Source organism: Enterobacter cloacae complex sp. IR5422, from assembly GCF_049238165.1.
GTDB classification, from domain to species: Bacteria; Pseudomonadota; Gammaproteobacteria; order Enterobacterales; family Enterobacteriaceae; genus Enterobacter; species Enterobacter roggenkampii.
Genome location: NZ_JBMKHT010000037.1, coordinates 14635 through 38285 on the forward strand (window position 1 = coordinate 14635; position 23651 = coordinate 38285).

The following is a 23651-nucleotide window of genomic DNA, read 5'->3' on the forward strand; positions in this document are numbered from 1 at the left end:
TTAATTCCTTATCAATACGCCCGGGAGGCCCAGAAATCGGTCAGGCATTTCCAGGTCAGTTCCTGCGTTGAATGAAGCTGTAATCCCGCATGGGTCAGGCCTGAGCCAATCCCGACCGACAGCATGCCCGCCGCGTTGATCGCTTCCACCCCCGCGGGCGCATCTTCGACCCCAATGGCCGCCTCGGGGCGGACGTTCAGGCCAGCACACGCGGCGAGGAAGATCTCCGGGTCCGGTTTTGAACAGACGATACGGGAGGCATCGGCGCAAAAATCAAAGGCGTCATGAATACCCAGGGCATGCAGTATTCCAGGAGCGTTGAGGGAAACGGAGGCGAGCCCAATTTTGACCTTCGCCGCCCGAATGTCCGCCAGCACCTCCCGGATGCCCGGCAGCAGTGACGCCTCGGTCAACGACGACAGCGATGCGACGTAGAGCGCATTTTTCTTCCCCGCCAGCGCCAGGCATTGTTTGTCGTCAAACGCCCCCTCTTTCCCACCGTGTCGCAGAATCCGCTGCAGGGATTCCATGCGGCTAATTCCCTTCAGCTCCTCGTTGAACACCTCATCGATAGCGATGCCGATCTCCTGTGCGACCGAACGCCAGGCGAGAAAATGGAGATGCGCCGTATCGGTGATGACCCCATCTAGATCGAATACAACAGCTTCAGGCTTCATGGCTGGCCTCCGTGGTAGCGGTCCCATTAAAAGACGTAAGAAATTCCCTACGAGACAGTGCCTGCCGCTCCGATACGCATACCGTTTTTCCCCACAGGGTTAACGTGACGGGCGCGGTGGTCTCGATGGTTAAAACGTCATTTTCAAACGTGAAGCGCAGGCGAGCGTTCTGCCAGCGCAGCGGGAAGGCAAGTTTTCGCCAGCGAGCGGGTAGCTTCGGCGCAAGATGCAGCTCGCCCTCAACAATCTGCATGCCGGCAAACCCCTGAATAACGCCGGACCAGATAGCCCCCGTGGCAGCGGCATGAATGCCGTCATCGCTGCTGTGCGGATCGTCGCCCAGATCGATAGCCACGCCAGCGCGCCAGAAGGCGTAGGCCCCTTCCGTATCGCCACAGCGGGCGGCCACAATGCCGTGAATAGCCTTGCTCAGCGAAGAGTCATGGATCGTACGTGGCTCGTAAAACGCCAGGTTGGCCGCGCACTGGGCGGGGGTAAATTTCTCCGGCAACAGATAGTTAAGCATCACCACATCAGCCTGCTTGAGGATCTGCATCTCGTTAACTTCCGCGCGAGAGTAATCCAGCAGGATGGTCTGCTTACCCGCTTTGGCTTTATAGCGGCTTAAATCGATCGCCGGTTTCGCCATGAACGAATCGTCCTGCGGGATAACGCCCCCGGCGTCGGCTTCCGGCAGCCACAAGCGGGCCAGGAAGGTGGTCGCCTTCTCCATGAAGCAGGCATCTTCACGCTCAAACATCGACATAAACCGACATGCGCTGGCCACGTTGTACCAGGCCAGATAGTTGGTGTAGGCGTTGTTATTCACATGTTCGGTGTATTCGTCCGGCCCAATCACATCATGAATTTCCAGGCGCCCGTTAATCTCCGTAGCGCGGCCCATCCAGAACGTTGCCGTCTCCACCAGCAGGGTCAGCCCTTCATTGCGCATAAATGCGTCATCACGCGTGGCCTGCCAGTAGGCCACAACGGCCCAGGCAATGTCCGCCACGATGTGGTGTTCGGCCAGGGCGGAGGCCACTTTCTGCCGCATGCCCGTACGGATGTTGATAGCCGCAAATTCCGGCGTCTCCTCTTTGCCGCTTGCGGCGCTCTCCCACGGGAACAGCGCGCCAGGCCAGCCGTTGCGGCGGGCTTTTTCCCGGGCCCCGGCCAGGTTCAGCCAGCGATAGCGCAGCAGACTGCGGGCCACCTGCGGACGAGTGAAAAGATGGAAAGGCAGCATGAATATTTCGGTGTCCCAGAAGACATGGCCTTTATACCCCTCGCCGGTCAAGCCCTTAGCGGCAATACTGCTCCGCTCATCATGGGCTGGCGTCATGGTGGTCAGATGCCAGACGGCATAGTCCAGCGCCATCTGATCGTCAGGAGCTGCAGAAGCCACTTCTACCCGGGCGTCACGCCAAACGTCTTCCCATGCGCAGGCTGAACTCTCCAGCAGCGAGGCATAACCTCTTGCCGCACAAACCTTGAGATCCGCCAGCACGCTGCGCGCGAAAGATTCCTGCGACAGGGCTTTATCGCTGCGATGGGCCACCCAGACCAACTTATCAAGCGTGACAGTGTCACCCTGCGGTATCGTCAGGGAATAGTGAGCAGAGAGCCGACGATTTTTAGCGGTAAAGCAGCTTTCGCTGTCGGCTGATAGCTGACAAAAAGCCGAGATGACAACGTCAGAGGCCCGGTCCTGTGTTTCATACACACCCTGCATATAGTGCTGGTCGAATACCCTGACAGAAATTTCATCCAGATGCTGACGGCCGGTATTGGTTTGTGTTGCATCAATACCGGTTTTCATCACCACCTGCGAGGCTGCATCAAGCGGGGTGATCGCAAGCTGCATGGCCACAAGCGGCAGCTGATCCAGAGAGACAAAACGACGACTCTCCAGGCGATAGCGCTTTCCGTTGGGCGAGCGCCAGACAACGCGGCGATGCAGCTCGCCGTTGGCAAACGCCAGCTCGCGCTGCCACTCAAGAATGTCCCCGGACAGAAGGGTAAAATTCACCCCGTCCAGCTCAACCTCGATACCGGTGATATCGGGCAAATTGATCAGCTCAGTGGTCTCATTACGTCCCGCCTGGTGATACAAGCCCGCAAGATACATCCCTCGGGTTTGCTGGGTGTAATCTTCTTCATGCGCAGCGCGAATGCCCATGTAGCCGTTACCGCATGCCATAATGGACGCGTACTTATTCAGACTGTGCGGACAAAAGCCCGGATCGGTTAATACAGACACGCTCAGCATAATGTTACGCTTTCTCCTGTTTCTGCCGACTGATAAAGCGCCGCGACAAGCTGCTGAATCACCAGCCCCTGTTCAGCATCTGCAATCATTACGGGCTCTCCCTGCACGTGGCGGACAAAGGCCTCCATGCTGCGTAAATGGCGCTGATCGTCAGCCTCTTCACGCTGAATCAGGGTTTGTAACGCCCCGGCGTCATCCTGATAAATATGTGCCGGGAAAAGCGTCGCCCCCGCTTTTTCACCGCAAAACGCGACATTCATGATCGACTGCTCGCGGATATTCAGCGCAAACGAGGTGTCCAGACGCAAAATGCCGCCGTTGCAGAATTCGATGGTGCCAAACAGGGCATCTTCCACCGTAAACTGAGCAGGATCCCACTCGCCAAACTGGCCGCTGCTTTTCCGGGTTCCCAGCCTCTGGAAACCGTGCGCCGTGACCCTTTTGACCGCCGGGAAACCCAGCACGTACATCGCGGCATCCAGCATGTGAATACCAATGTCAATCAGCGGCCCACCGCCCTGCAGCGCTTTATTGGTGAAGACGCCCCAGCCCGGCACGCCGCAGCGCCGCAGCGCCTGCGCCGAGGTGAAGTAGATTTCGCCCAGCGTTCCGTTCATCACGGCCTCGCGCAGCAGTTGCGTATCGAGCGCAAAGCGGTGATGGAAGTCATATGCCAGCACTTTGCCCGCCTTGCGGGCAGCGATCCGCATCTCGTCGGCCTCTTGCGGCGTCATGGCAGGCGGTTTTTCGCACATCACATGACAGCCGGCCTCCAGCGCCGCCATCACATGCTCAAAATGGAATCGGTTTGGCGAACAAACGCTCACCACGTCCGGCTTAACCGCCTCCAGCATGGCGCACGCGTCCTGCCACGCCGACGGTATGGCATGGCGCTCCGCAAAAGCCTGTGCCTGTTCGAGGCGGCTGTCCATGACAGCCACCATCTGAACATCACTGCGCGTGGCGTAATACGAGGCATGCACTTTGTCCGCAACCTGCCCGGCGCCAATGATGGCGACGCGCAGTGGCGACGTTGTTGAAGCACTCATCACGCTCGTCATCCTTAGCATTCGCGTAAATAAGTGAGTGAATCCCGGTAAGCCTGAGCGGGATCCTCAGCGCGCACGCGACACTCGTATACCACATAGCCCTGGTAATTATCCGCACGCAGCTGATTGAACAGGCTGGCAAAATCGAGGCTACCGCTTCCCGGCTGGTAACGGTGATTATCGGCGATATGCACATGGCCAAGCAGATCGCGGTGCTGATGCAGCGCCTCCGTCAGCGAATCTTCTTCAATGTTCATATGATAGAAATCGCCGATGATCTGCACGTGCTTGAGGGCGTTCTCTTCGATATAGCGACGTGCGTCAGCCAGGGTGTTGATCATGTGATCCTGATAGCGGTTCAGCGGCTCCAGGTAGACGGTGGTTCCGGTGCGCGCGGCCACCTCATCCAGCCAGCGCAGCGATGCACTCACCGCTTTGCGGTCGCCTTCCAGACTGCGTGGAGAGGTCATCGGCGGCAAACGGAAGGTAAACATTCCCCAGGCTGCAGGCACGATAATGCCCTTGCCGCCCACTTCGGCCAGGGCTTCCAGAATGCGTTCAATCTGCGCTAAACCGTTCAGACGACGCTCTTCGATAAAGTCACCAATCCAGCCATCGTATCCGCCGCAGGCGGTCGTGACCGGCAGGCCGGTGGCCTTAATCGCCGCTTTCACCTCGGCGAGATTTTCCACCAGCAGCTTGCCGTCAATCTCATAGCCATCAAAACCCATCGCCTTGATGTACTCGAATTTTTCCAGGATGTTGGACGGGAAAAAGGCCTGATTTTGTGTTGCGATTTTCATGAGTTGCTTTCCTTAGCTTAAAAAGTGACGCCCATTTTGATGCTCAGTTCAGGATGCTGATCCACATATTTCATGTAGCTTTCAGCGCTGGTGGTGAAGGTCACGACCGGGTCGATCAGATCTTCACAATTCAGATAACCGTTCATCAGCAGTTCCCAGCAGGTCTCTTCAATACGCTTGCGGCTCCAGCGCGGGTAATCCGGATTTGGCTCACTGCAGGCTCGGGAGAAGACAATCTTCGCGTTGTTGAAATGCGCTTCACGCCCCAGGTTAAAGCCTGCTGAGAACGGTTTAGCGAATGCAACGTAGGAGATGGTGCCGCCGTAGGCGAGGCCGCGCAGCGCGGACTGCAGCGCATCGGCAAAGCCGCTGGTCTCGATGATCACGTCTGCGCCCTGCTTCCCGGTCAGCTTTTTAATTTCCAGACCAACGTCTGTGCCGATTGGGTTCAGGCAGTGGTCCGCACCGTGACGACGGGCGATCTCGCAGCGGTGTTCGATCGGATCAACGCCGATGACAACTGACGCGCCCGCTTTTTTCGCCAGCTGAATCGCAATCTGTCCGATGGCACCCAGGCCGACCACGACAACAAAGTCGCCCACGCGGACGTTGGCATCACGCACGCCGCTCATGGCAAACTGTGCCGGATCGTAGCAGACGGCGTTCTTCCAGGAGGCGCCCTGCGGCATTTTGCGCAGCTTGTAGTTGTTGACGGCATTCACGATAACCGTCTCCTGCAGCGGACCGTAGCAGCAAACGCGATCGCCAGTCTGGTATTCCGTGACGTCCGCACCGCATTCGATAATGTCGCCAACAATCATGTTGCCCAGCTGGAACTTACCGAACTCGATTCCGCGCGCTGCGCCCTCTTCACGCGGCGTGAACATCTGCCACTCCGCGTTAAACTCTTCATCGATAAACGGGCTTGCGGCGCGGAAATCGACCACTTCAGTGCCGTGCTTCGGGGCACCAAAGCGGGCACGAATTTTCACTTCATGTGCTTCCACAGCACGATCTTCATATTCCACCAGCGCCGCCACGCGTGGCGCTGTCGCAACTAATTTTTTCATGATTAACTCCTTGTTAAAATTGGCCGCCTCAGCCCTTCACGCCACCGGCGGTCAAACCACTTTTAATAAAACGTTCAGACAGGGCGTACATGATGACCACCGGAAGTGCCGTCACCAGCGATGCCGCCATCATGCGACCCCAGATATAATCGGGTGTGCTAAAGAGCGTGTTCAGCCCGACCGGCAAGGTGAAGTTGCTGGCGCTGGACAGGAAAATGGACGCAAACAGATAGTCGTTCCACGCCACCATGAAGCAGTAGACAAACACCGATACGAGCCCGGATATCGCCAGCGGAACGGTAATACGGAAGATGATTTGCAGGCGGTTAAGGCCGTCCATCATCGCGGCTTCTTCTATTTCGTCCGGAATGGTGTCGAAGTAGCTGCGCAGCATGAACACCGCCGTCGGTAACGTCTGCGTCACCATGGTGATAATCAGCGCCAGCTCGGTGTCGTAGATCCCCAGCGCGGTGATGATTTTGAACAACGGCACCACCAGCAAGATGCCGGAGAACATGTAGACGGTGTAAAAACTCGCGTTGATCGTCGTGCGTCCCTTAAAACGCAGCTTGGACAAGGCGTAAGCGCCCAGCGTACCGAGAAACACGGCAATCACCGATGAGGTCAGCGACACCACCATGCTGTTTCTGAAGTAATCCACAAACGGGAAGATCAGCGGGTTAAAGATGTCGATGTAATGCTGCAGCGTCCACGCCTGCGGCAGAATGGTCGGATGGAGCGAGATCGCCTCTTTCGCACTCTTAAACGACGTCATTAGCATCACGAAGAACGGGAACAGCGTGATGATCAGGAATACCGCCAGCCCGAGATAAAAACCAATACGGCTCAGTACGCGTTTATTTGTTGCCATTGAGGTTCACCCTTTTTCTGGTCAGCAGAATCACAGCGAAGATGATCACGAACAGCACCACAGAGATCGCCGCTGCTTTACCCAAGTCGTTGAAAGCGAATGCGGTTTTGTAGAGATAGACGCCCAAAATATCGACCTTCGTGGTCAGCAGGTAGACGTCAGCAAACATGTAGAACATCCAGATGGTGCGAAGCGTGACCACCGTGGCCAGTACCGGCATAATCGCGGGCAGCGTGACGATCCGAAAACGTTGCCAGGCATTCGCGCCGTCCATTTCCGCCGCTTCATACAGGGATTTATCAATGGTCTGTAAAATCGCCAGGAATGAGATAAACGCGTACGGGAAGTAACGCCAGATCGCGAACAGCACCACCAGTACGAAGCTGCTGTTCGGGTTGTCGAACCACAGCGGCGCCTGGTCATACAGGTGCAACAGGTCTACGCCCAGATAGTTCACAATGCCGTAGCCGTTGTTGAACATGTATTTCCAGGCAAACACCAGCGAAATAGACGGCGTGACGTAGGATAAAATCACCAGTGAACGTGCCGTCTTACGCAGCCGAAACTCGCGATTAAAGAAGATGGCCACGGCCAGCCCCAGCACCGTGCTGCCAATCACCACCAGCGCGGTGTACCAGAAAGTCATCCACAGCGAGTGCCAGAAAGCGGCATCGCCGAGGATGCGAATGTAATTGTCCAGGCCGACAAACACGGCGCTAATGCGCGGGTTGAGCGGCAAGCGTAAAAAACTGATTTCAATATTGGAAATCATTGGCCAGGCCACCAGGCCCCCCAGCAGAATCAGGCTGGGGGCCAACAGCAGCATGGCGAAAGGCATATCTGAACGACCAGAAAACAACGTCTTCATAATTTCCTTCCGCAGAGCGCTCCTATCGTTGTGTAATGAGATCAGTCAGTCGCTTCTGGCTGCTGCTTAACGTTGTGTTAAGGTCCTTCTGCCCCACCGTGACGTTATGTACCATGGAGCTGATAATGCCGGAGCCCGTCACGTCGCCCATGCGGGTGAAGTTTTTATCCCCAACCGCGCCAAACACCTGCACGTTCGGGAACTGTGCAATCAGCTCATATGGCAACTGCCCAAACGCTTTAATCACGTCGTTGTTTTTCCAGGTATCCGTGCCCACCACCCCTTTGTTTACCGGCAGCGCCGCGCCCGGCGACATCATGACCCAGTCCGTCGCGTTTTGAGCCTGTTCCATCCAGGTAACAAACTTCTCGGCCGCTTTGGTCTCCTCTTCGGTTTGTCCGGTGGTGATCGTCAGCGAGGTGATCATGCCGTACACCGCCGATGAGTTTTCAGTCGGGACAACGAAGCCCAGGTTGGCAGGGTTTCCGTCCTTGTAGACGGCGGGCAGGATGTAGGTGGAGTAAACCGCCATCGGCGCAGAACCGTTCATGAAGGCGTCTTTGATCTCCATAACATCGTTCGAACCCGGCATGGTGGTCGCAGCCAGCGCTTTATAAAACGCCAGCGCTTTGGCCATTTCCGGGGTATCGATGTCGACATTCCCTTTTGCATCAAACACGTTCGCGCCACCGGAAAGGGCAAACTGAGAGAACGACTGTTCGGTCATCACGCTTTCCGCAGTCGGTAACGCGATGCCGTAATGTTTTTTAGCCGGGTCGTTCAGGCGCTGGCTGGCTTGCAGAAGCTGTTCCCAGTTATGCGGCTCCTCAATGCCCGCCGCGGCCAGCACATCTTTGTGGTACCACACGCCAGAGAGCCAGGCGCTGATCGGCACGCCCGTCCAGGCTGCGCCGTCTTCCGTGCGGACAACGCGCAAGATGCCGTCATAGAAGGTGTTTTCCCCCACCGCCTTAATTGCTTCAGCGATTGCGTCACGATCCAGAAGCTGTTCTTTATCCATCACTTTTGCATAGTCATGGCTGACCTCAATCACTTCAGGCAGCGCGCCGGTTCGCGCCAGCGTAATCACCTTGGTGTTGTAGGCATCCTCTTCTACCGGTACCTGTTTTATCGTGATGCCCGGGTTCTCTTTCTCGAATTTTTCGATCAGTTTCGTAATAACGGCCTGACGCTCCTGCTCTACGGACGAGTGCATAAACTCAATGGTGACAGAGGACGCTTTGTCATCCTTACAGCCTGATAACAGGGCGCACGAAACCAGTGCTGATATCAGCACAATTCTGGGTATTTTCATGTTTAAGGTCCTTTTTAGTTTTCTTTAATCCACAATACCTGCCATGGATTTAGGATCAGAGTCGTGTCGGTAATATCTTTTCCGCTAATCAATTCCCTTCCCGAGTGAATATCGGACTCAACCGTTTGAGAATTATCACTGAAATTAAACAACGCTGTTATTTTCTCACCACAATCCGCCACGCGGACAATTTTTAAAACATGCTTCCCTGACGTACTGAAATAAGCCTCACTGTCAGGATGGAATGCTTTTTCTGCCCGGCGCAATACGATTAACTGACTTAACGCACTGTAAACCTGATAACGGAGACTATTTTTATCTTCAAGCGCGCAATCAATTTGATCCGCGGCATATTTTTCACGATTTATCGCACGGTTATATCCCAGGTGCTCTACGCCATCATAATCATTACGGGAGCCGAGAATACTCTGAATATAAACTGCAGGCACACCGGGGAAGCTTAAGAGGACAGCATGGGCCAGAATAAACCGGGCAATGCGTTCGCTATCATGACTTTCTCGCGTACTTAAGGCATCAAGATAGGTCACGTTAATTTCATACGGGCTTCGTGTGCCATCCGGGTTATTTTTCCAGTTAACCAACGCACCTTCGGTCTGGAGCTTTTCTACAAGCGAAAGGATCTCCGACTCCGGTAAAATTCCGCGCAATGGGTTAAGACCAATGCCGTCATGCGAGGCCAGGAAGTTGAACCAGGTGGTTTTTGTGGAAGGCAACGCCAGCGACGCAGCCCACTGGCTCAGCGTGCTGACATCCTGGCTGTGCACGGCATGCAGCACCAGCGGAGGCAACGAGAACTGATAAACCATCTGCGCTTCATTTTCGCCGTCACCGAAGTAAGAGACGTTATCTTTATGCGGAACGTTCGTCTCGGTGATAATTACCGTGCCGGGGGCAACCGCCTCGGTAATGGCGCGGAAAAGCTGGATGAGCTGGTGGGTTTGCTCAAGGTGAATGCAGCTCGTTCCCGGTATTTTCCACATGAACCCTACGGCATCCAGTCGAATATACCGCGCCCCTTCAATAAGGTAATGCAGCAGCACGTCGACCATCGCAATCAGTACCTGCGGAGAGGCGAAGTTGAGATCGATCTGGTCTTCACTGAAGGTGGTCCACAGGTGTCGTACACTGCCATCATGAAGTGTGAAAGGCGTGAGAAGCGGTAAGGCGCGCGGACGCGTCACCGCGGATAAATCTGTCTCGGGATCGACAGAAATGAAGAAATCATCATATCCCGGCATTTGCTTCAGATAATTAGCAAACCAGGCACTTTTGGCCGACATATGATTGCAGACGAAATCAAACATCAAACTGGTTGTCTGTTTTAATTCAGCAACGTCTCGCCATGTTCCCGTTTCAGGCGCAACTTCATGATAATCAATTACAGAAAAGCCATCGTCCGAAGACCACGGATAAAAAGGCAAAAGATGGACATGAGAAAAAGAATGCGAAAGCCATTTGTTATAAAAACGTGTAAAAACAGGGAGTGCTTTCTCCCCTTTCGCGGAAAACTGATCGGCATAGGTTATCAGAACGATATCTTTTTCATCCCAGCCCATTTTACGCCTTTCCGTAATAACAGAGGCGGCCTTTTCAATATTTTCCAGCAGCATATGGAGATGTGCTTCAGAAAACGTTTTTCCATAAACAAGATTAATGAGTACTTTAATTTTTTCGTTCACTTGATTTTCCATGGTAGCGGTCCCACGGAATGGCAATCTACTCCCATGAAAAATATCTGTCAACGGAGCGGGCAGGAGAAAAATGCGATTGCAAAGCAGCTCAGCGCAATATTGTGAGCTGCCGCAAAGAAAGCAGGTGAAATGAGGAAGTGCGGGTCATCATCGCCAGCCCCTCTCCTGGAAGAGAAAGGGCTGCTGCGAGCGGAAACTACTGGGATAAATAGCGGCGTGACAGCCGTTTCGCCACCTTTTGCAACAGCGGTTCGAGCGCCACGGCCAGTACCATTCTGACCGGCTTGCGGGCAACCGATTTAATCGCCCACCCCGCTACCCCAGCCGGACCGTAACGTAACGCGGTCATCAGGACCAGCTTACCTGCGATTTTCAGGCCGGGTTTTACCTTCTGACCGGCCTGTTGCCAGTGTTGTTTCATCTCTTTTCTCTCTTAAAGCTGACGGAAACGACTTCTCAGCGTAAAGGTATCCGACGTGACGTAGCGTTCCATTTCCCGTAACCGCTTCTCACCGGCGGCGAGTTGCGCATCCACAGCATTGAGGAGATCGCTGCTGGTGGGAGCGCCTTCCGCCGCCAGTTCTCCCTCCGGCATCGGGTCAAGCACAAACGACAACACGATGTACGCAACCAGGGTAATAAATGCCAGACCGAAGAAGATCGACAGCACCGTCACCACGCGTACCAGCTTAACCGGGACGTCAAGATAGTGAGCCAGCCCGGCGCAGACGCCGCGCACCATGCCCTGCTGTGGAATTCGCCACAGCTTTTTGTTCAGATTCAGTCCAGACATTAACGGTCCCTCCAGTTTGGATGTTCAGCATCCAGGATGGCTTCCAGCGCCTGAATGCGTTCACGCATTTTGTTCGCCTCATCGGAGAGCTGTATCAGACGCTGTTGTTCACTCTGGGAAAGTTCGCCCCGTGAGGAACGGTTGCTGTAGTGCAGCCATAACCAAATCGGCAAAACGAACAGCACGAAAATCGTCAGGGGAATAGCCAGAAAAAGCGCGCTCATGTGTACTCCTTGTCTTACGATGCGGCACGTTCAGGTGCCGCAGGCATTATTATTGGTTGTCTTGCTTCATTTTGGCTTTCAGTGCCGCCAGCTGCTCGCTGATTTCATCATCGGCCTTGAGATCAGCGAACTGTTGATCCAGTGACTTCTGCTTACCGATGCCGTGGCTTTCGGCTTCCGCTTCCATCTGGTCGATACGACGCTCAAACGATTCAAAACGGGCCATCGCTTCATCCAGCTTACCGCTGTCAAGCTGGCGACGCACGTCGCGGGAGGAGCTTGCCGCCTGGTGACGCAGGGTCAGCGCCTGCTGACGCGCGCGGGTTTCGCTCAGCTTGTTTTCCAGCTCGCCAATCTCTTTCTTCATGCGGGTGAGCGTGTCATCCACCAGCGTCACTTCATGCTCGAGCGTCGCGACCATGTCTGCCAGCTTCTGTTTTTCGATCAGCGCCGCACGGGCCAGATCCTCTTTGTCTTTGCGCAGCGCGAGTTCTGCTTTTTCCTGCCATTCGTTCAGTTGAACGGTGGCCTGTTCAATACGACGCGTAAGCTGTTTTTTCTCCGCCAGCGCGCGGGCGGAGGTAGAGCGGACTTCAACCAGCGTGTCTTCCATTTCCTGAATCATCAGACGCACCAGCTTCTGCGGATCTTCCGCTTTCTCCAGCAGTGAGTTGATGTTGGCGTTCACGATGTCGGCAAAACGAGAAAAAATACCCATAATTGACTCCTCATAGTTCTGTTATCGGGCAATGCCCTGCTGTATGGATAATACAATTCCCGTGCCAATTTTTTATCTTATTGATTTAACGAGAACTGATTGATTTTTATGCAGCAAAGAACTATTCTTACCTGGTGAATATCGCTAAGGAGTGGTTAATTTCATCATGCCCGGATACAAAGACAATTTACTCGGCGAAGCAAACAGCTTTCTGGAGGTGCTGGAACAGGTGTCTCGCCTGGCGCCGCTCAACAAACCGGTGCTGATTATCGGCGAGCGGGGTACGGGTAAGGAACTCATCGCCAACCGTCTGCACTACTTATCCGGGCGCTGGGACGGCCCCTTCATTTCCCTTAACTGCGCGGCGCTGAATGAAAACCTGCTCGACACCGAGCTCTTCGGCCATGAAGCGGGTGCGTTTACCGGTGCCCAGAAACGCCATCCCGGACGCTTTGAGCGCGCCGACGGCGGTACGCTGTTTCTTGATGAGCTGGCCACCGCGCCCATGCTGGTGCAGGAGAAACTGCTGCGCGTGATTGAATACGGCGAGCTGGAGCGCGTCGGCGGTAGCCAGCCGCTGCAAGTCAACGTGCGCCTGGTGTGCGCCACTAACGCCAACCTGCCGGAGAGGGTGGCAGAGGATAAATTCCGTGCCGACCTGCTCGACCGCCTGGCCTTTGACGTCGTGCAGCTTCCTCCGCTGCGCGAGCGAAGAAGCGACATTATGCTGCTGGCAGACCAGTTTGCGATTCAGATGTGCCGCGAGCTCGGACTGCCGCTGTTCCCCGGCTTCAGCGATTATGCACGGGAGACGCTGCTCGCGTACCACTGGCCGGGCAATATCCGCGAGCTGAAAAACGTCGTGGAGCGTTCCGTCTATCGCCACGACAGCAGCGAGACGGAGCTGGACAACATTATTATCGATCCTTTTCAGCGCAGCGCCCCGTCCTTGCCCCCACCAGCATCTCCAGGCGACGCCCCTGCTCTTCCCTTTGATTTGCGCCAGTTCCAGCACGACCAGGAGAAACAGCTGCTGGAGCAAAGCCTGAAGATGGCGAAATACAACCAGAAACGGGCGGCTGAACTGCTGGGTTTGACCTACCATCAGTTAAGGGCATTGCTCAAAAAGCATCAAATGCGATGACAGTGTCTATCACTTTAAAATTCACTTATTTTATGAAAAAAAAGCAATAGATGAATCAAGAAGAATAAGGATATTATTAAGATGGCTATTTTAGATTTTTTGATTTCTCTCGCATTCTGCTTAGGCGGTATTTTCTACATCTGGCATACAAGTAAAGCTCTGAGGACAGGAGTTTTTATTGGCTGGCTCAACGGAACCTATGAGAAGTATTATGTTTATTGCTCTAAACACCCCTGGAAATTCTATTTTAACCTTTTAACCATGGCGAGCGGTGGTTCGTTACTTTTAGCTGTCGGCATCATTTCACTTGATCAAAAAAACTTTATTTTCAAGACACTAAGCTCACTATTCCAGTGATGCGCTTGCTTCTGGGCACTCTTATTATTCATTATGTAGCTATCTCAGGACACTCTTTTGAATTAGTGAATTGCCTCATGGCTTATTATTTTACCGCCGTGAGCATTGACTTTTTTGACCACACGAATAGAGTCTGTGTAGAAAAAAAACGAAGCGTCATCCCACTGGCAGAATTCAATTTCACGCTTTAAGAATTCGTCATAATAGACAACCCCAGCCTTGCAACGGCAATGTTTTCCGCATGAAGGTCCTGGGTAGTTCATCCTGAAAGGGTAAGTTCCGCTAACTGTTTGCGTTGCACTTGAAACGATGATTGCTTCAGTGCTTTCCCAGAGTGTGAAAGATACGACACCCACTACAAACACAAAACAAGCCAGGAAAACTTAACGCGCTCCAGTTTACCCTCTTTGCTTTTGACGCGTGACGAAACGCGCCATGATGCAAAGGCACCTATAGCGACTGAAATCAAGATAATTCACCAATAAACAGAACCTGGTTCTATCAAGTACGCATCGCTTGTATAGATGTCAAGCCGACACATCCCGTAAAACCATAATCCCAGGCAAAAGCATGCAAACACTTCGCGTTTGGCGGGTAGTCTGAATGCCATAATTTGTTTTACTTTAGTAAAAAATCATAATATATCAGACACATATTACAATTAAAATGATATCGCACCTGGAATGTACCCTGCATTCCTGTCATTTTACCCAGCGAAGACGTAACTATACCGACCGACTTTGCGAAACCCTGTCTGCCGGGTTAAATCCTTCGTTTATAGCGAGTCAGATGCGCCACGAAAATGCTAAGATAGTCCATGAGGTATATTCAAAGTGGATTGCAGGTATGAACGTGCATCGGGTTGTGACGCTGAGTGACCGACTGCAAACGTTACTGCCCCATTATGCCCTCAGGCTTAAACGATACTGGATAATGTCGTTTAAAATTAGTAGGATAGCCACTTCATATTTAATACCTTAAAAATTATGCGTCTGGTTTTATCGTCCTTTTTTGCACTTGGTCTGTTTAGCAGCCAGGCCTTTGCCGCGCCCGGGCAAACGCCGCAGCCTGACATTCGTGACAGCGGCTTCGTCTATTGCGTAAGCGGCCAGGTGGATACCTTCAACCCGCAAAAAGCGGGCAGCGGCCTGATTGTGGATACCCTTGCCGCGCAGCTTTACGATCGTCTGCTTGATGTAGACCCGTACACTTACCGTCTCGTGCCCGAGCTTGCGGAAAGCTGGGAAGTGCTGGATAACGGCGCAACCTACCGTTTTCACCTGCGCGATGATGTTGCGTTTCAGCGCACGCCGTGGTTTACCCCCTCGCGCAAGCTGAATGCGGATGACGTGGTCTTTACCTTCCAGCGTATCTTCAACCGCAATCACCCGTGGCATAACGTTAACGGCAGCAATTTCCCCTATTTCGACAGCCTGCAGTTTGCCGACACCGTGAAAAGCGTGCGCAAGCTGGATAACCGCACGGTTGAATTCACGCTGACGCGCCCGGATGCCTCCTTCCTCTGGCACCTGGCAACCCACTATGCATCCGTCATGTCGGCCGAATACGCGGCGAAGCTGACGAAAAAAGATCGTCAGGAACTGCTCGATCGCCAGCCGGTTGGCACAGGTCCGTTCCAGCTGGCCGAATATCGCGCCGGTCAATATATTCGTCTGCAGCGCCATGAACACTTCTGGCGCGGTACGCCGCTGATGCCGCAGGTGGTGGTCGATCTCGGCTCTGGGGGAACGGGGCGGCTCTCGAAACTGCTCACCGGGGAATGTGACGTGCTTGCCTGGCCCGCGGCCAGCCAGCTCACGATTTTGCGCGACGATCCGCGCCTGCGTCTGACGCTACGCCCGGGGATGAACATCGCGTATCTGGCCTTTAACACCGATAAGCCGCCGTTGAATAACCCTGCCGTTCGTCACGCCCTTGCGCTCGCCATCAACAACCAGCGCCTGATGCAGTCGATTTACTACGGTACGGCGGAAACTGCCGCCTCAATTTTACCGCGCGCCTCGTGGGCCTACGACGGTGAGGCTAAAATTACGGAATACAATCCGGCAAAAGCGCGTGAACAGCTGAAAGCGCTGGGCGCAGAAAACCTTACGCTGCAGCTTTGGGTGCCGACCAGCTCCCAGGCGTGGAACCCGAGCCCGCTCAAGACCGCCGAACTGCTGCAGGCGGATATGGCGCAGGTGGGCGTAAAAGTGATCATCGTACCGGTTGAAGGCCGTTTCCAGGAGGCGCGCCTGATGGACATGAATCATGATTTAACCCTCACCGGCTGGGCCACCGACAGTAACGATCCGGACAGCTTCTTCCGGCCGCTGCTGAGCTGTGCGGCGATAAACTCGCAGACCAACTACGCCCACTGGTGTAACCGGGAGTTTGACGCCGTGCTGCAAAAAGCGCTGGCTTCCCAACAGCTGGCCTCGCGCATCGACGCCTATGATGAAGCGCAGAAGATCCTTGCCCAGGAACTCCCGGTGCTGCCGCTGGCCTCTTCCCTGCGCCTTCAGGCGTATCGCTATGATATTAAAGGCCTGGTGCTGAGCCCGTTTGGCAACGCCTCGTTCGCCGGCGTGTCGCGTGAAAAAGAACAAGAGGTGAAAAAACCATGATTATTTTTACCTTGCGTCGGCTCCTGTTGCTGCTGGTGACGCTCTTTTTCCTGAACTTTGTCGGGTTTAGCCTGAGCTATTTCACGCCCCACGCCCCGCTCCAGGGATCGTCGCTGTGGGATGCCTGGCTCTTCTGGTTTAACGGGCTGCTGCACTGGGATTTCGGCGTATCCAGCATTAACGGGCAGCTGATTTCCGAGCAGTTGAAAGAGGTTTTCCCGGCCACGATGGAACTGTGCATTCTGGCCTTCGGGTTTGCCCTGATGGTCGGGATCCCCGTGGGCATGCTGGCCGGGATATATCGCAACAAATGGCAGGATAAGTTTATCAGCGCCCTCGCCCTGCTTGGCTTCTCCATCCCGGTCTTCTGGCTGGCGCTGCTGCTGACGCTTTTCTTCTCGCTGACAATGGGCTGGCTCCCGGTTTCTGGCCGTTTTGACCTGCTCTATACGGTTAAATCGGTGACGGGCTTTGCCATTATCGACGCGTGGCTGTCCGATTCCGTGTGGCGGCATGAGATGATCGTCAGCGCCCTGCGCCATATGGTATTGCCGGTGCTGACGCTGGCGGTTGCGCCAACAACCGAAGTGATCCGCCTGATGCGCCTGAGCACCATTGAGGTGTTTGACCAGAACTATGTCAAAGCCGCCGCCACGCGCGGACTGTCGCGCCTGACCATCCTGCGCCGCAACGTCCTGCACAACGCCCTTCCGCCGGTTATTCCGCGTCTGGGATTACAGTTCTCCACCATGCTCACGCTGGCCATGATCACCGAGATGGTCTTTAGCTGGCCGGGCCTGGGGCGGTGGCTGATTAACGCTATCCGCCAGCAGGACTACGCCGCGATTTCCGCAGGGGTGATGGTGATTGGTTCGCTGGTGATTATTGTTAACGTGTTGTCCGATATTCTGGGTGCCATGGCTAACCCGTTGAAGCATAAGGAATGGTATGCCCTACGATAACGTATACAGTGAAAAGCGCACGCCCGGTGTGCTGCGTACCGTGTGGCGTAAATTCTATGGTGATACCACGGCGATGATCGGCCTTTATGGCTGCGCCGGTCTGGTGTTGCTCTGTGTCTTTGGCTCCTGGTTTGCGCCGTACGGCATTGACCAGCAGTTCCTTGGCTATCAGCTGCTGCCGCCGTCCTGGTCGCGCTACGGAGAGGTCTCTTTCTTCCTGGGAACGGACGACCTCGGACGTGACGTGTTAAGCCGCCTGCTGAGCGGTGCGGCCCCGACGGTGGGCGGCGCGTTTGTGGTGACGCTCGCGGCCACGATCTGCGGGCTGGCGCTGGGTATTTTTGCGGGATCCACGCATGGCCTGCGCTCGGCGGTGCTTAACCACATTCTGGATACGCTGCTGTCGATTCCGTCTCTGCTGCTGGCGATCGTTGTGGTTGCCTTTGCCGGTCCGCACCTGTCGCATGCCATGTTCGCCGTCTGGCTGGCTATCCTGCCCCGCATCGTGCGCTCGGTTTACAGCATGGTGCATGACGAGCTGGAAAAAGAGTATGTCGTCGCTGCGCGTCTGGACGGCGCGACCACCTTCAATATTCTGTGGTTTGCCGTGTTGCCTAACATCGCGTCCGGGCTGGTCACCGAGATCACCCGCGCCCTGTCGATGGCGATTCTGGACATCGCGGCGCTCGGCTTCCTCGACCTCGGCGCGCAGCTGCCGTCGCCTGAATGGGGTGCGATGCTCGGTGACGCGCTGGAGTTAATTTACGTGGCGCCGTGGACGGTTATGCTGCCGGGTGCGGCCATCATGGTGAGCGTGCTGCTGATCAACCTGCTGGGCGACGGTATTCGCCGTGCAATTAACGCGGGGGTGCAATAATGCCGCTTCTTGATATTCGCAACCTCACCATTGAATTCAAAACCGGTGAAGGCTGGGTCAAAGCCGTCGATCGCATCAGCATCACCCTCGCGGAGGGTGAAATCCGCGGGCTGGTGGGTGAATCCGGATCAGGCAAAAGCCTGATCGCCAAAGCCATCTGCGGCGTGGCGAAAGATAACTGGCGCGTCACCGCAGACCGTATGCGGTTTGATGATATCGACCTGCTGCGCCTCTCTCCCCGCGAGCGGCGTAAGCTGGTCGGGCACAACGTCTCCATGATTTTCCAGGAGCCGCAGTCCTGTCTCGACCCGTCCGAGCGCGTGGGCAAACAGCTGATGCAAAACATCCCCGGCTGGACCTATAAAGGCCGCTGGTGGCAGCGCGTGGGCTGGCGCAAGCGTCGCGCCATTGAGCTTTTACACCGCGTCGGGATCAAAGATCACAAAGATGCAATGCGCAGCTTCCCGTACGAGCTGACCGACGGCGAGTGTCAGAAAGTGATGATTGCCATCGCGCTGGCCAATCAGCCGCGTTTGCTGATTGCGGATGAACCGACGAACGCGATGGAGCCCACCACGCAGGCGCAAATTTTCCGCCTGCTGTCGCGTCTTAACCAGAACAACAACACCACCATTTTGCTGATCAGCCATGACCTGCAAATGCTCAGCAAATGGGCGGATAAAATTGATGTGATGTACTGCGGACAAACGGTCGAAACCGCGCCGAGTGAAGACCTGATCACCGCGCCGCACCACCCGTATACGCAGGCGCTAATCCGCGCTATTCCCGATTTTGGCAGCGCCATGCCGCATAAGAGCCGCCTGAATACCCTGCCCGGGGCGATTCCGCTGCTGGAATCGTTGCCGATAGGCTGTCGTCTGGGGCCGCGTTGCCCGTATGCGCAGCGTAAATGTATTGAGACGCCACGCTTGACCGGGGCCAAAAATCATCTTTACGCCTGTCATTTCCCGCTGAACATGGAGAGAGAGTGAAATGGTCGAAACCTTGCTGGAAGTCCGCAACCTGAGTAAGACCTTTCGCTACCGCACGGGGCTGTTTCATCGTCAAACTGTCGACGCGGTAAAACCGCTCAGCTTTACCCTGCGTGAAAAACAGACCCTGGCAATCATCGGCGAGAACGGTTCCGGGAAATCCACCCTGGCGAAAATGCTCGCCGGCATGGTTGAACCTACGGCTGGGGAAGTATTGATTGACGATCACCCTCTGACGTTCGGGGATTACTCTTTCCGCAGCCAGCGCATCCGCATGATCTTTCAGGATCCGTCGACCTCGCTCAACCCACGCCAGCGCATTTCGCAGATCCTCGATTTTCCGCTGCGTCTGAACACTGACCTGGAGCCCGAGGCGCGCCGCAAGCGTATCTTCGAAACACTGCGCATGGTTGGGCTATTACCGGACCACGAAAGCTACTACCCGCACATGCTGGCTCCCGGCCAGAAACAGCGTCTGGGTCTGGCGCGTGCGTTAATTTTGCGCCCGAAAGTGATCATTGCTGACGAAGCGCTTGCCTCGCTGGATATGTCGATGCGTTCACAGCTGATTAACCTGATGCTGGAATTACAGGAAAAACAGGGCATCTCGTATATCTACGTCACCCAGCATCTGGGGATGATGAAGCACATCAGCGATCAGGTGATGGTTATGCACCAGGGTGAAGTGGTCGAACGCGGCAGCACGGCGGATGTGATGGCCTCCCCGCTTCACGAGCTGACAAAACGGCTGATAGCCGGGCATTTCGGTGAAGCATTGACGGCGGATGCGTGGCGCAAAGATCGGTAAACAAACGTTGCACCGCATAATAAGGATTAAATAGCCTTAACACGCTGTTTAATCCTTAACTTTTTCATCTCCATTGCTGCTCCATATTCTCAGCAAAATACATCAACAGTTCTTCTCCAGAATATCCGGACATTACGAAGGAGAAGAAATGAACAACGCCACTTACGTTCTCAAATATACCGAGTACCTCATCAGAAAATGTCGTTCATTTTTAATGACGGACCTGAACTTTCATACTGTGAGGCTCAAGAAAACATCGGGAAAGCACCCTGACATTAAATCCCCCACGACGTTGAGTGAAAAAATATGTCATCGTCTGGTCTATGACCACAATAACGTCTATACCCTGCTTGCCGATAAACTCGCCGTTCGGGAATACGTAACCTCCAGAACAACGCGTGCGAAAACGGTGCCATTACTTGGCGTGTACAGCAAGGTGTCCCAGATTGATTTTTCGACGCTCCCTGAAAAATTTGTCCTTAAGTGCAACCATGACAGTGGCAGCACAATAATATGTACGAACAAAGCGCAATTTAACATCAGGGAAGCGTGTAAAAAACTCAGTCTCGCGTTAAAGAAAAATATGTACTACACCACGCGCGAATGGCAGTACAAAAACATTACGCCAAAAATACTTTGCGAACCGTTTGTCGATCTCTTCGATGATGCAGACAGGAACACAGCGCCCGAAATGCTAAGGCTCCATTGCTTTCATGGCGTTGCCCACTATGTTGAAGCGGATTTTACGGATGATAGCGGCAAAGGTTTCATCAACGTTTACGACAGGTACTGGAACTTACAACCCTTTCAGATGGAATATCCGAATACACCGTTGGCGCCAGGCGAACCGGCCTTGTTCCGGCAAGCGTTGCTGGCATCCCAGGAGCTGGCGGATGGCATTGACTACTGCCGCGTTGACCTCATGCTAAAAAAAGATGAAATCTATTTCAGTGAAATAACCTTAAGCCCGAGACGCGGTAAACTGTCGATTACCCCGCAGGAATGGGATGCTAAGCTAGGAAAAATATGGCATTTACCGCCGGCAGGCACATTTGACCTGCCGCTGACGCTCACGAGTCGGGCCAGGTGAGTTTAAATATCGAATGGTTTTGCGTTGATAAGGTATAGGTAACATCGCCACCATGCGCCAGCATGATGGCTTTTACCACCGACAAGCCCAAACCACAGCCTTCCGGGTTCAACTGTCTGGCGCCGTTATCGCGCTGAAAGGGCTGAAACAGGAAGTCATGAAACTCCCTGGGAATACCCGGTCCCCCATCCTGAATCAGGATAAAATTGCCTTTATCCGAAACACCATTTTTAACCGTGAGCTTGCGCGAAGTTGAATAGTGTAAGGCATTGTCAAATAAAACGGTCAGACACTGATTGATGCGTAAGGGATCGAATACGCACTGCAGCTCCCTCAGTTCAGTATGGACGGTAAATGCCTTACGGTTGAACTCGGGCATGAAGGTATCGAGCGCGTCCTGTATTGTCCCTTTCAGATCCGTTCTGGCCTGGTATAACGTGTATCCTGCCCCGCCATCCGAACTGATAACCCGGAGATCTTCAATCAGACGGGTTAATCCTTCCGTCTGTTTAAGGAGGTTAGTAAACAGCACCGGATCCGGGGTAAACACCCCGTCAACCAGCCCCTGAAGTCTTCCGCGTAAAATGGTGACCGGGGTTCTCAGTTCATGCGCAATCGCAGCATTCCAGGATTTCCGCTGGATATCCAGCGTTTGCAGCTTTTCTGCCATTTCATTGAAATCCGCAACCAGGTGATTGATCTCTCCCAGCCGGGAACTGGCACAGAATGCCCTTGCGTCCAGATCGCCCTGAGAAATTTTTTTCAGGCTGGACGCGACCGCGTTTAGCGGGGTGAGTATTCGCGATGAAAGTTTGACCGTAAAGAATACGGCAATGATCAGGCTGATCGTTGTCGCGGTCCCAATCCATACCCAGTCCCACATCGTCATCTGCTCGTCATCGCCCGCAGCAGGGCCGCCGGGAAGATGATCCAGAATAAAGGAGTAAAAAAACCAGGAGCCCAGTATGGCGATGGCAATTATCGTAAACGTCAGCAATAGCATATACGTTAAGATCTGACGACTCAGGACAGACTCTTTATTCATTTCTTTTCCCCAAGCCGGTAACCCATGCCCCTGATGCTCTCGGGAACGCCATAAAGACCGGCCAGCTCCAGTTTTTTTCGCAGCTTGCTCATATGGCTGTCGACGGTTCTGTCGAGCGTATCGCCTTCCGGCAAACACGCGTTGAGCAACTCTTCACGGGAACAGACCTTGCGCGGATACCGCACCAGGTAAGAAAGCAACTTAAATTCGGTCGTCGTTAAGACCGGGGAGATAACCTCGGGCCCCGCAGTAACCTCCACGTAGAAATCATCCGGATAGACCGTAATGAATGGCGTTCTGAGCGGCAGGGCCCCTGCCTGCTGAAGCGCAGGCTTTGTTCTACGCAGCACCGCCTCAACCCGCGCGACAACTTCCGAAGGGTTGAAGGGTTTGATGACGTAATCATCCGCGCCGAGCCTCAGACCCATAAGTTTATCGACGTCCTGATCGAGAGCGGAAACCATAATGACGGGGACAGCGCTTTCATGGCGGAGCGTGGTAAGCACGCTCCAGCCGTCACACACGGGCAGGTGAATGTCCAGCAAGATGAGATCCGGTTTATGGAGGCGATTGAGCGTTATCGCCTGCTCGCCCTGCCTGGCCCTGAGCGTTTTCATTCCCGAACGCTCTAAGTAGCTCATCAGTATATCGGCGATTTCGTCTTCATCTTCAACAACAAGGATCAGCGTATTTTTGTTCATATTATCTCCGCGGGTGAAATCCCTTTAAGCACGCTATCAGATATCTTGAGCACAATAAGACACAGCCTCCGGGAAAAAGTGCCGTAGTCACGAAAATTTCCCGGTTGATTTAAATGCCCGGTTATTTCTCCACACAGCCTACACATTCAGTCAATAAAGACTCGACAATGTCCGTTCAAAATCGCTAATGAGGCATAACGCGTTGTGCATTGCGGGCTGCAAATTACCACTGTTTCTTAAAGATTTTATGAAGTTGGCTGAAATAATGAACATGGAACTTTCTAAATATTTTTCTCCTAAAAAACTGGGTATATATTTCCTGTTTCTGCTGCTGTCGTGGGGATTACTTTATACCTGGCTGATGCTGGTACACAGAGTGGATGAGAAAGTCGCCTTGACGCTGCTCTCTTCACCCCTTATCTATGGCTGCATCGCATTGTCAGTGGTTTCTCTGGTCATACAAAATAAAGCCGGCGCGTTCATTGAGCTTCTTATCATCGCCTTCTGGCTGATGGTGATTTTTGTTTATCTCATTATTACGTTCACCGTGCTGTTAAGGAAGTTGCGATTAAGTGGTCCGCAGCTCCCGATATGACGCCCCAAACCGTCCTTTATCGACGTCCTGTGGCTCAATTTTCCAATTTTCAGCCCAAAATCGTCTCTTCGTGGCTGATTTTGG

At 54.0% G+C, this 23651-nt stretch carries 24 protein-coding genes; 9 read left to right on the top strand and 15 right to left on the bottom strand.

The window, feature by feature from the left end:
• Window positions 1-11: 11 nt before the first annotated feature.
• From pgmB to pspA, 13 genes are all read right to left on the bottom strand, one after another.
• On the bottom strand, window positions 12-677 hold the full coding sequence (gene pgmB, locus ACOTXT_RS16765; RefSeq protein WP_055321886.1) for a beta-phosphoglucomutase: 666 nt from the start codon (window positions 675-677) through the stop codon (window positions 12-14).
• A complete protein-coding gene (locus ACOTXT_RS16770) occupies window positions 667-2946 on the bottom strand; it encodes a glycoside hydrolase family 65 protein (RefSeq protein WP_055321885.1) in 2280 nt (759 codons plus the stop codon). Before ACOTXT_RS16770 ends, pgmB begins: the two co-directional genes overlap by 11 nt.
• On the bottom strand, window positions 2940-3998 hold the full coding sequence (locus tag ACOTXT_RS16775) for a Gfo/Idh/MocA family protein (RefSeq protein ID WP_031274909.1): 1059 nt from the start codon (window positions 3996-3998) through the stop codon (window positions 2940-2942). The genes ACOTXT_RS16770 and ACOTXT_RS16775 overlap by 7 nt, the downstream gene beginning before the upstream one ends.
• Before the next feature lie 11 nt (window positions 3999-4009).
• Window positions 4010-4798 carry a sugar phosphate isomerase/epimerase family protein gene (locus tag ACOTXT_RS16780; RefSeq protein WP_055321884.1) on the bottom strand — a complete coding sequence of 263 codons (789 nt, stop codon included), beginning with the start codon at window positions 4796-4798 and terminating at the stop codon, window positions 4010-4012.
• A 17-nt stretch (window positions 4799-4815) separates the two neighbouring features.
• Entirely contained in the window at window positions 4816-5868 is a 1053-nt protein-coding gene (locus ACOTXT_RS16785) for a zinc-dependent alcohol dehydrogenase (RefSeq protein WP_023327617.1), read from the bottom strand.
• Between the two features lie 28 nt (window positions 5869-5896).
• The gene (locus ACOTXT_RS16790; protein ID WP_008501243.1) at window positions 5897-6739 is read right to left on the bottom strand and encodes a carbohydrate ABC transporter permease; all 843 of its coding nucleotides are present in this window, start codon (window positions 6737-6739) and stop codon (window positions 5897-5899) included.
• Window positions 6726-7607, bottom strand: coding sequence for a carbohydrate ABC transporter permease (locus ACOTXT_RS16795; protein WP_008501242.1), 882 nt, complete (start codon window positions 7605-7607; stop codon window positions 6726-6728). Before ACOTXT_RS16795 ends, ACOTXT_RS16790 begins: the two co-directional genes overlap by 14 nt.
• Before the next feature lie 22 nt (window positions 7608-7629).
• Entirely contained in the window at window positions 7630-8922 is a 1293-nt protein-coding gene (locus ACOTXT_RS16800) for an ABC transporter substrate-binding protein (RefSeq protein ID WP_023292262.1), read from the bottom strand.
• 14 nt (window positions 8923-8936) lie between these two features.
• Entirely contained in the window at window positions 8937-10634 is a 1698-nt protein-coding gene (locus ACOTXT_RS16805) for a sugar phosphorylase (RefSeq protein ID WP_063929830.1), read from the bottom strand.
• Between the two features lie 196 nt (window positions 10635-10830).
• Entirely contained in the window at window positions 10831-11055 is a 225-nt protein-coding gene (gene pspD, locus ACOTXT_RS16810) for a phage shock protein PspD (protein WP_023292260.1), read from the bottom strand.
• Between the two features lie 12 nt (window positions 11056-11067).
• Window positions 11068-11427, bottom strand: coding sequence for an envelope stress response membrane protein PspC (gene pspC / locus ACOTXT_RS16815; RefSeq protein WP_008501237.1), 360 nt, complete (start codon window positions 11425-11427; stop codon window positions 11068-11070).
• Entirely contained in the window at window positions 11427-11651 is a 225-nt protein-coding gene (gene pspB, locus ACOTXT_RS16820) for an envelope stress response membrane protein PspB (protein ID WP_008501236.1), read from the bottom strand. Before pspB ends, pspC begins: the two co-directional genes overlap by 1 nt.
• A gap of 49 nt (window positions 11652-11700) precedes the next feature.
• On the bottom strand, window positions 11701-12369 hold the full coding sequence (gene pspA, locus ACOTXT_RS16825) for a phage shock protein PspA (protein ID WP_023292259.1): 669 nt from the start codon (window positions 12367-12369) through the stop codon (window positions 11701-11703).
• A 151-nt stretch (window positions 12370-12520) separates the two neighbouring features.
• Between pspA and pspF the strand changes: the two genes are divergently transcribed.
• The 8 genes from pspF (at window position 12521) to ACOTXT_RS16865 (ending at window position 21226) form a co-directional block, all read left to right on the top strand.
• Window positions 12521-13513: a phage shock protein operon transcriptional activator gene (pspF, locus tag ACOTXT_RS16830; RefSeq protein WP_162269489.1), complete on the top strand. Its 993-nt coding sequence runs from the start codon at window positions 12521-12523 to the stop codon at window positions 13511-13513.
• Between the two features lie 81 nt (window positions 13514-13594).
• Window positions 13595-13870, top strand: a complete 276-nt coding sequence (locus ACOTXT_RS16835; RefSeq protein ID WP_008501233.1) for a hypothetical protein — start codon at window positions 13595-13597, stop codon at window positions 13868-13870.
• A gap of 986 nt (window positions 13871-14856) precedes the next feature.
• Window positions 14857-16497, top strand: a complete 1641-nt coding sequence (gene sapA, locus ACOTXT_RS16840) for an ABC transporter substrate-binding protein SapA (RefSeq protein ID WP_008501231.1) — start codon at window positions 14857-14859, stop codon at window positions 16495-16497.
• Window positions 16494-17459 carry a putrescine export ABC transporter permease SapB gene (gene sapB, locus ACOTXT_RS16845; protein WP_008501230.1) on the top strand — a complete coding sequence of 322 codons (966 nt, stop codon included), beginning with the start codon at window positions 16494-16496 and terminating at the stop codon, window positions 17457-17459. Before sapA ends, sapB begins: the two co-directional genes overlap by 4 nt.
• Window positions 17446-18336, top strand: coding sequence for a putrescine export ABC transporter permease SapC (gene sapC / locus ACOTXT_RS16850; protein WP_025913072.1), 891 nt, complete (start codon window positions 17446-17448; stop codon window positions 18334-18336). The genes sapB and sapC overlap by 14 nt, the downstream gene beginning before the upstream one ends.
• Window positions 18336-19328: a putrescine export ABC transporter ATP-binding protein SapD gene (sapD, locus tag ACOTXT_RS16855; RefSeq protein ID WP_008501228.1), complete on the top strand. Its 993-nt coding sequence runs from the start codon at window positions 18336-18338 to the stop codon at window positions 19326-19328. Before sapC ends, sapD begins: the two co-directional genes overlap by 1 nt.
• A gap of 1 nt (window position 19329) precedes the next feature.
• Complete coding sequence (sapF, locus tag ACOTXT_RS16860; RefSeq protein WP_008501227.1) at window positions 19330-20136, top strand: putrescine export ABC transporter ATP-binding protein SapF; 807 nt, start codon at window positions 19330-19332, stop codon at window positions 20134-20136.
• A 148-nt stretch (window positions 20137-20284) separates the two neighbouring features.
• A complete protein-coding gene (locus tag ACOTXT_RS16865) occupies window positions 20285-21226 on the top strand; it encodes an ATP-grasp fold amidoligase family protein (RefSeq protein WP_055321879.1) in 942 nt (313 codons plus the stop codon).
• Here the strand turns inward: ACOTXT_RS16865 and ACOTXT_RS16870 are convergent.
• Both ACOTXT_RS16870 and ACOTXT_RS16875 read right to left on the bottom strand, forming a co-directional pair.
• A complete protein-coding gene (locus tag ACOTXT_RS16870; RefSeq protein ID WP_063929822.1) occupies window positions 21207-22271 on the bottom strand; it encodes an ATP-binding protein in 1065 nt (354 codons plus the stop codon). The two genes, ACOTXT_RS16865 and ACOTXT_RS16870, sit on opposite strands and share 20 nt — an antisense overlap.
• Window positions 22268-22972, bottom strand: coding sequence for a response regulator (locus ACOTXT_RS16875; RefSeq protein WP_008501224.1), 705 nt, complete (start codon window positions 22970-22972; stop codon window positions 22268-22270). Before ACOTXT_RS16875 ends, ACOTXT_RS16870 begins: the two co-directional genes overlap by 4 nt.
• 271 nt (window positions 22973-23243) lie before the next feature.
• Here ACOTXT_RS16875 and ACOTXT_RS16880 point away from each other — a divergent pair, with 271 nt between their 5' ends.
• Window positions 23244-23567 (top strand): transporter, encoded by a 324-nt coding sequence (locus ACOTXT_RS16880; protein ID WP_421625369.1) that lies wholly within the window; start codon window positions 23244-23246, stop codon window positions 23565-23567.
• The last annotated feature ends 84 nt before the right edge of the window (window positions 23568-23651 follow it).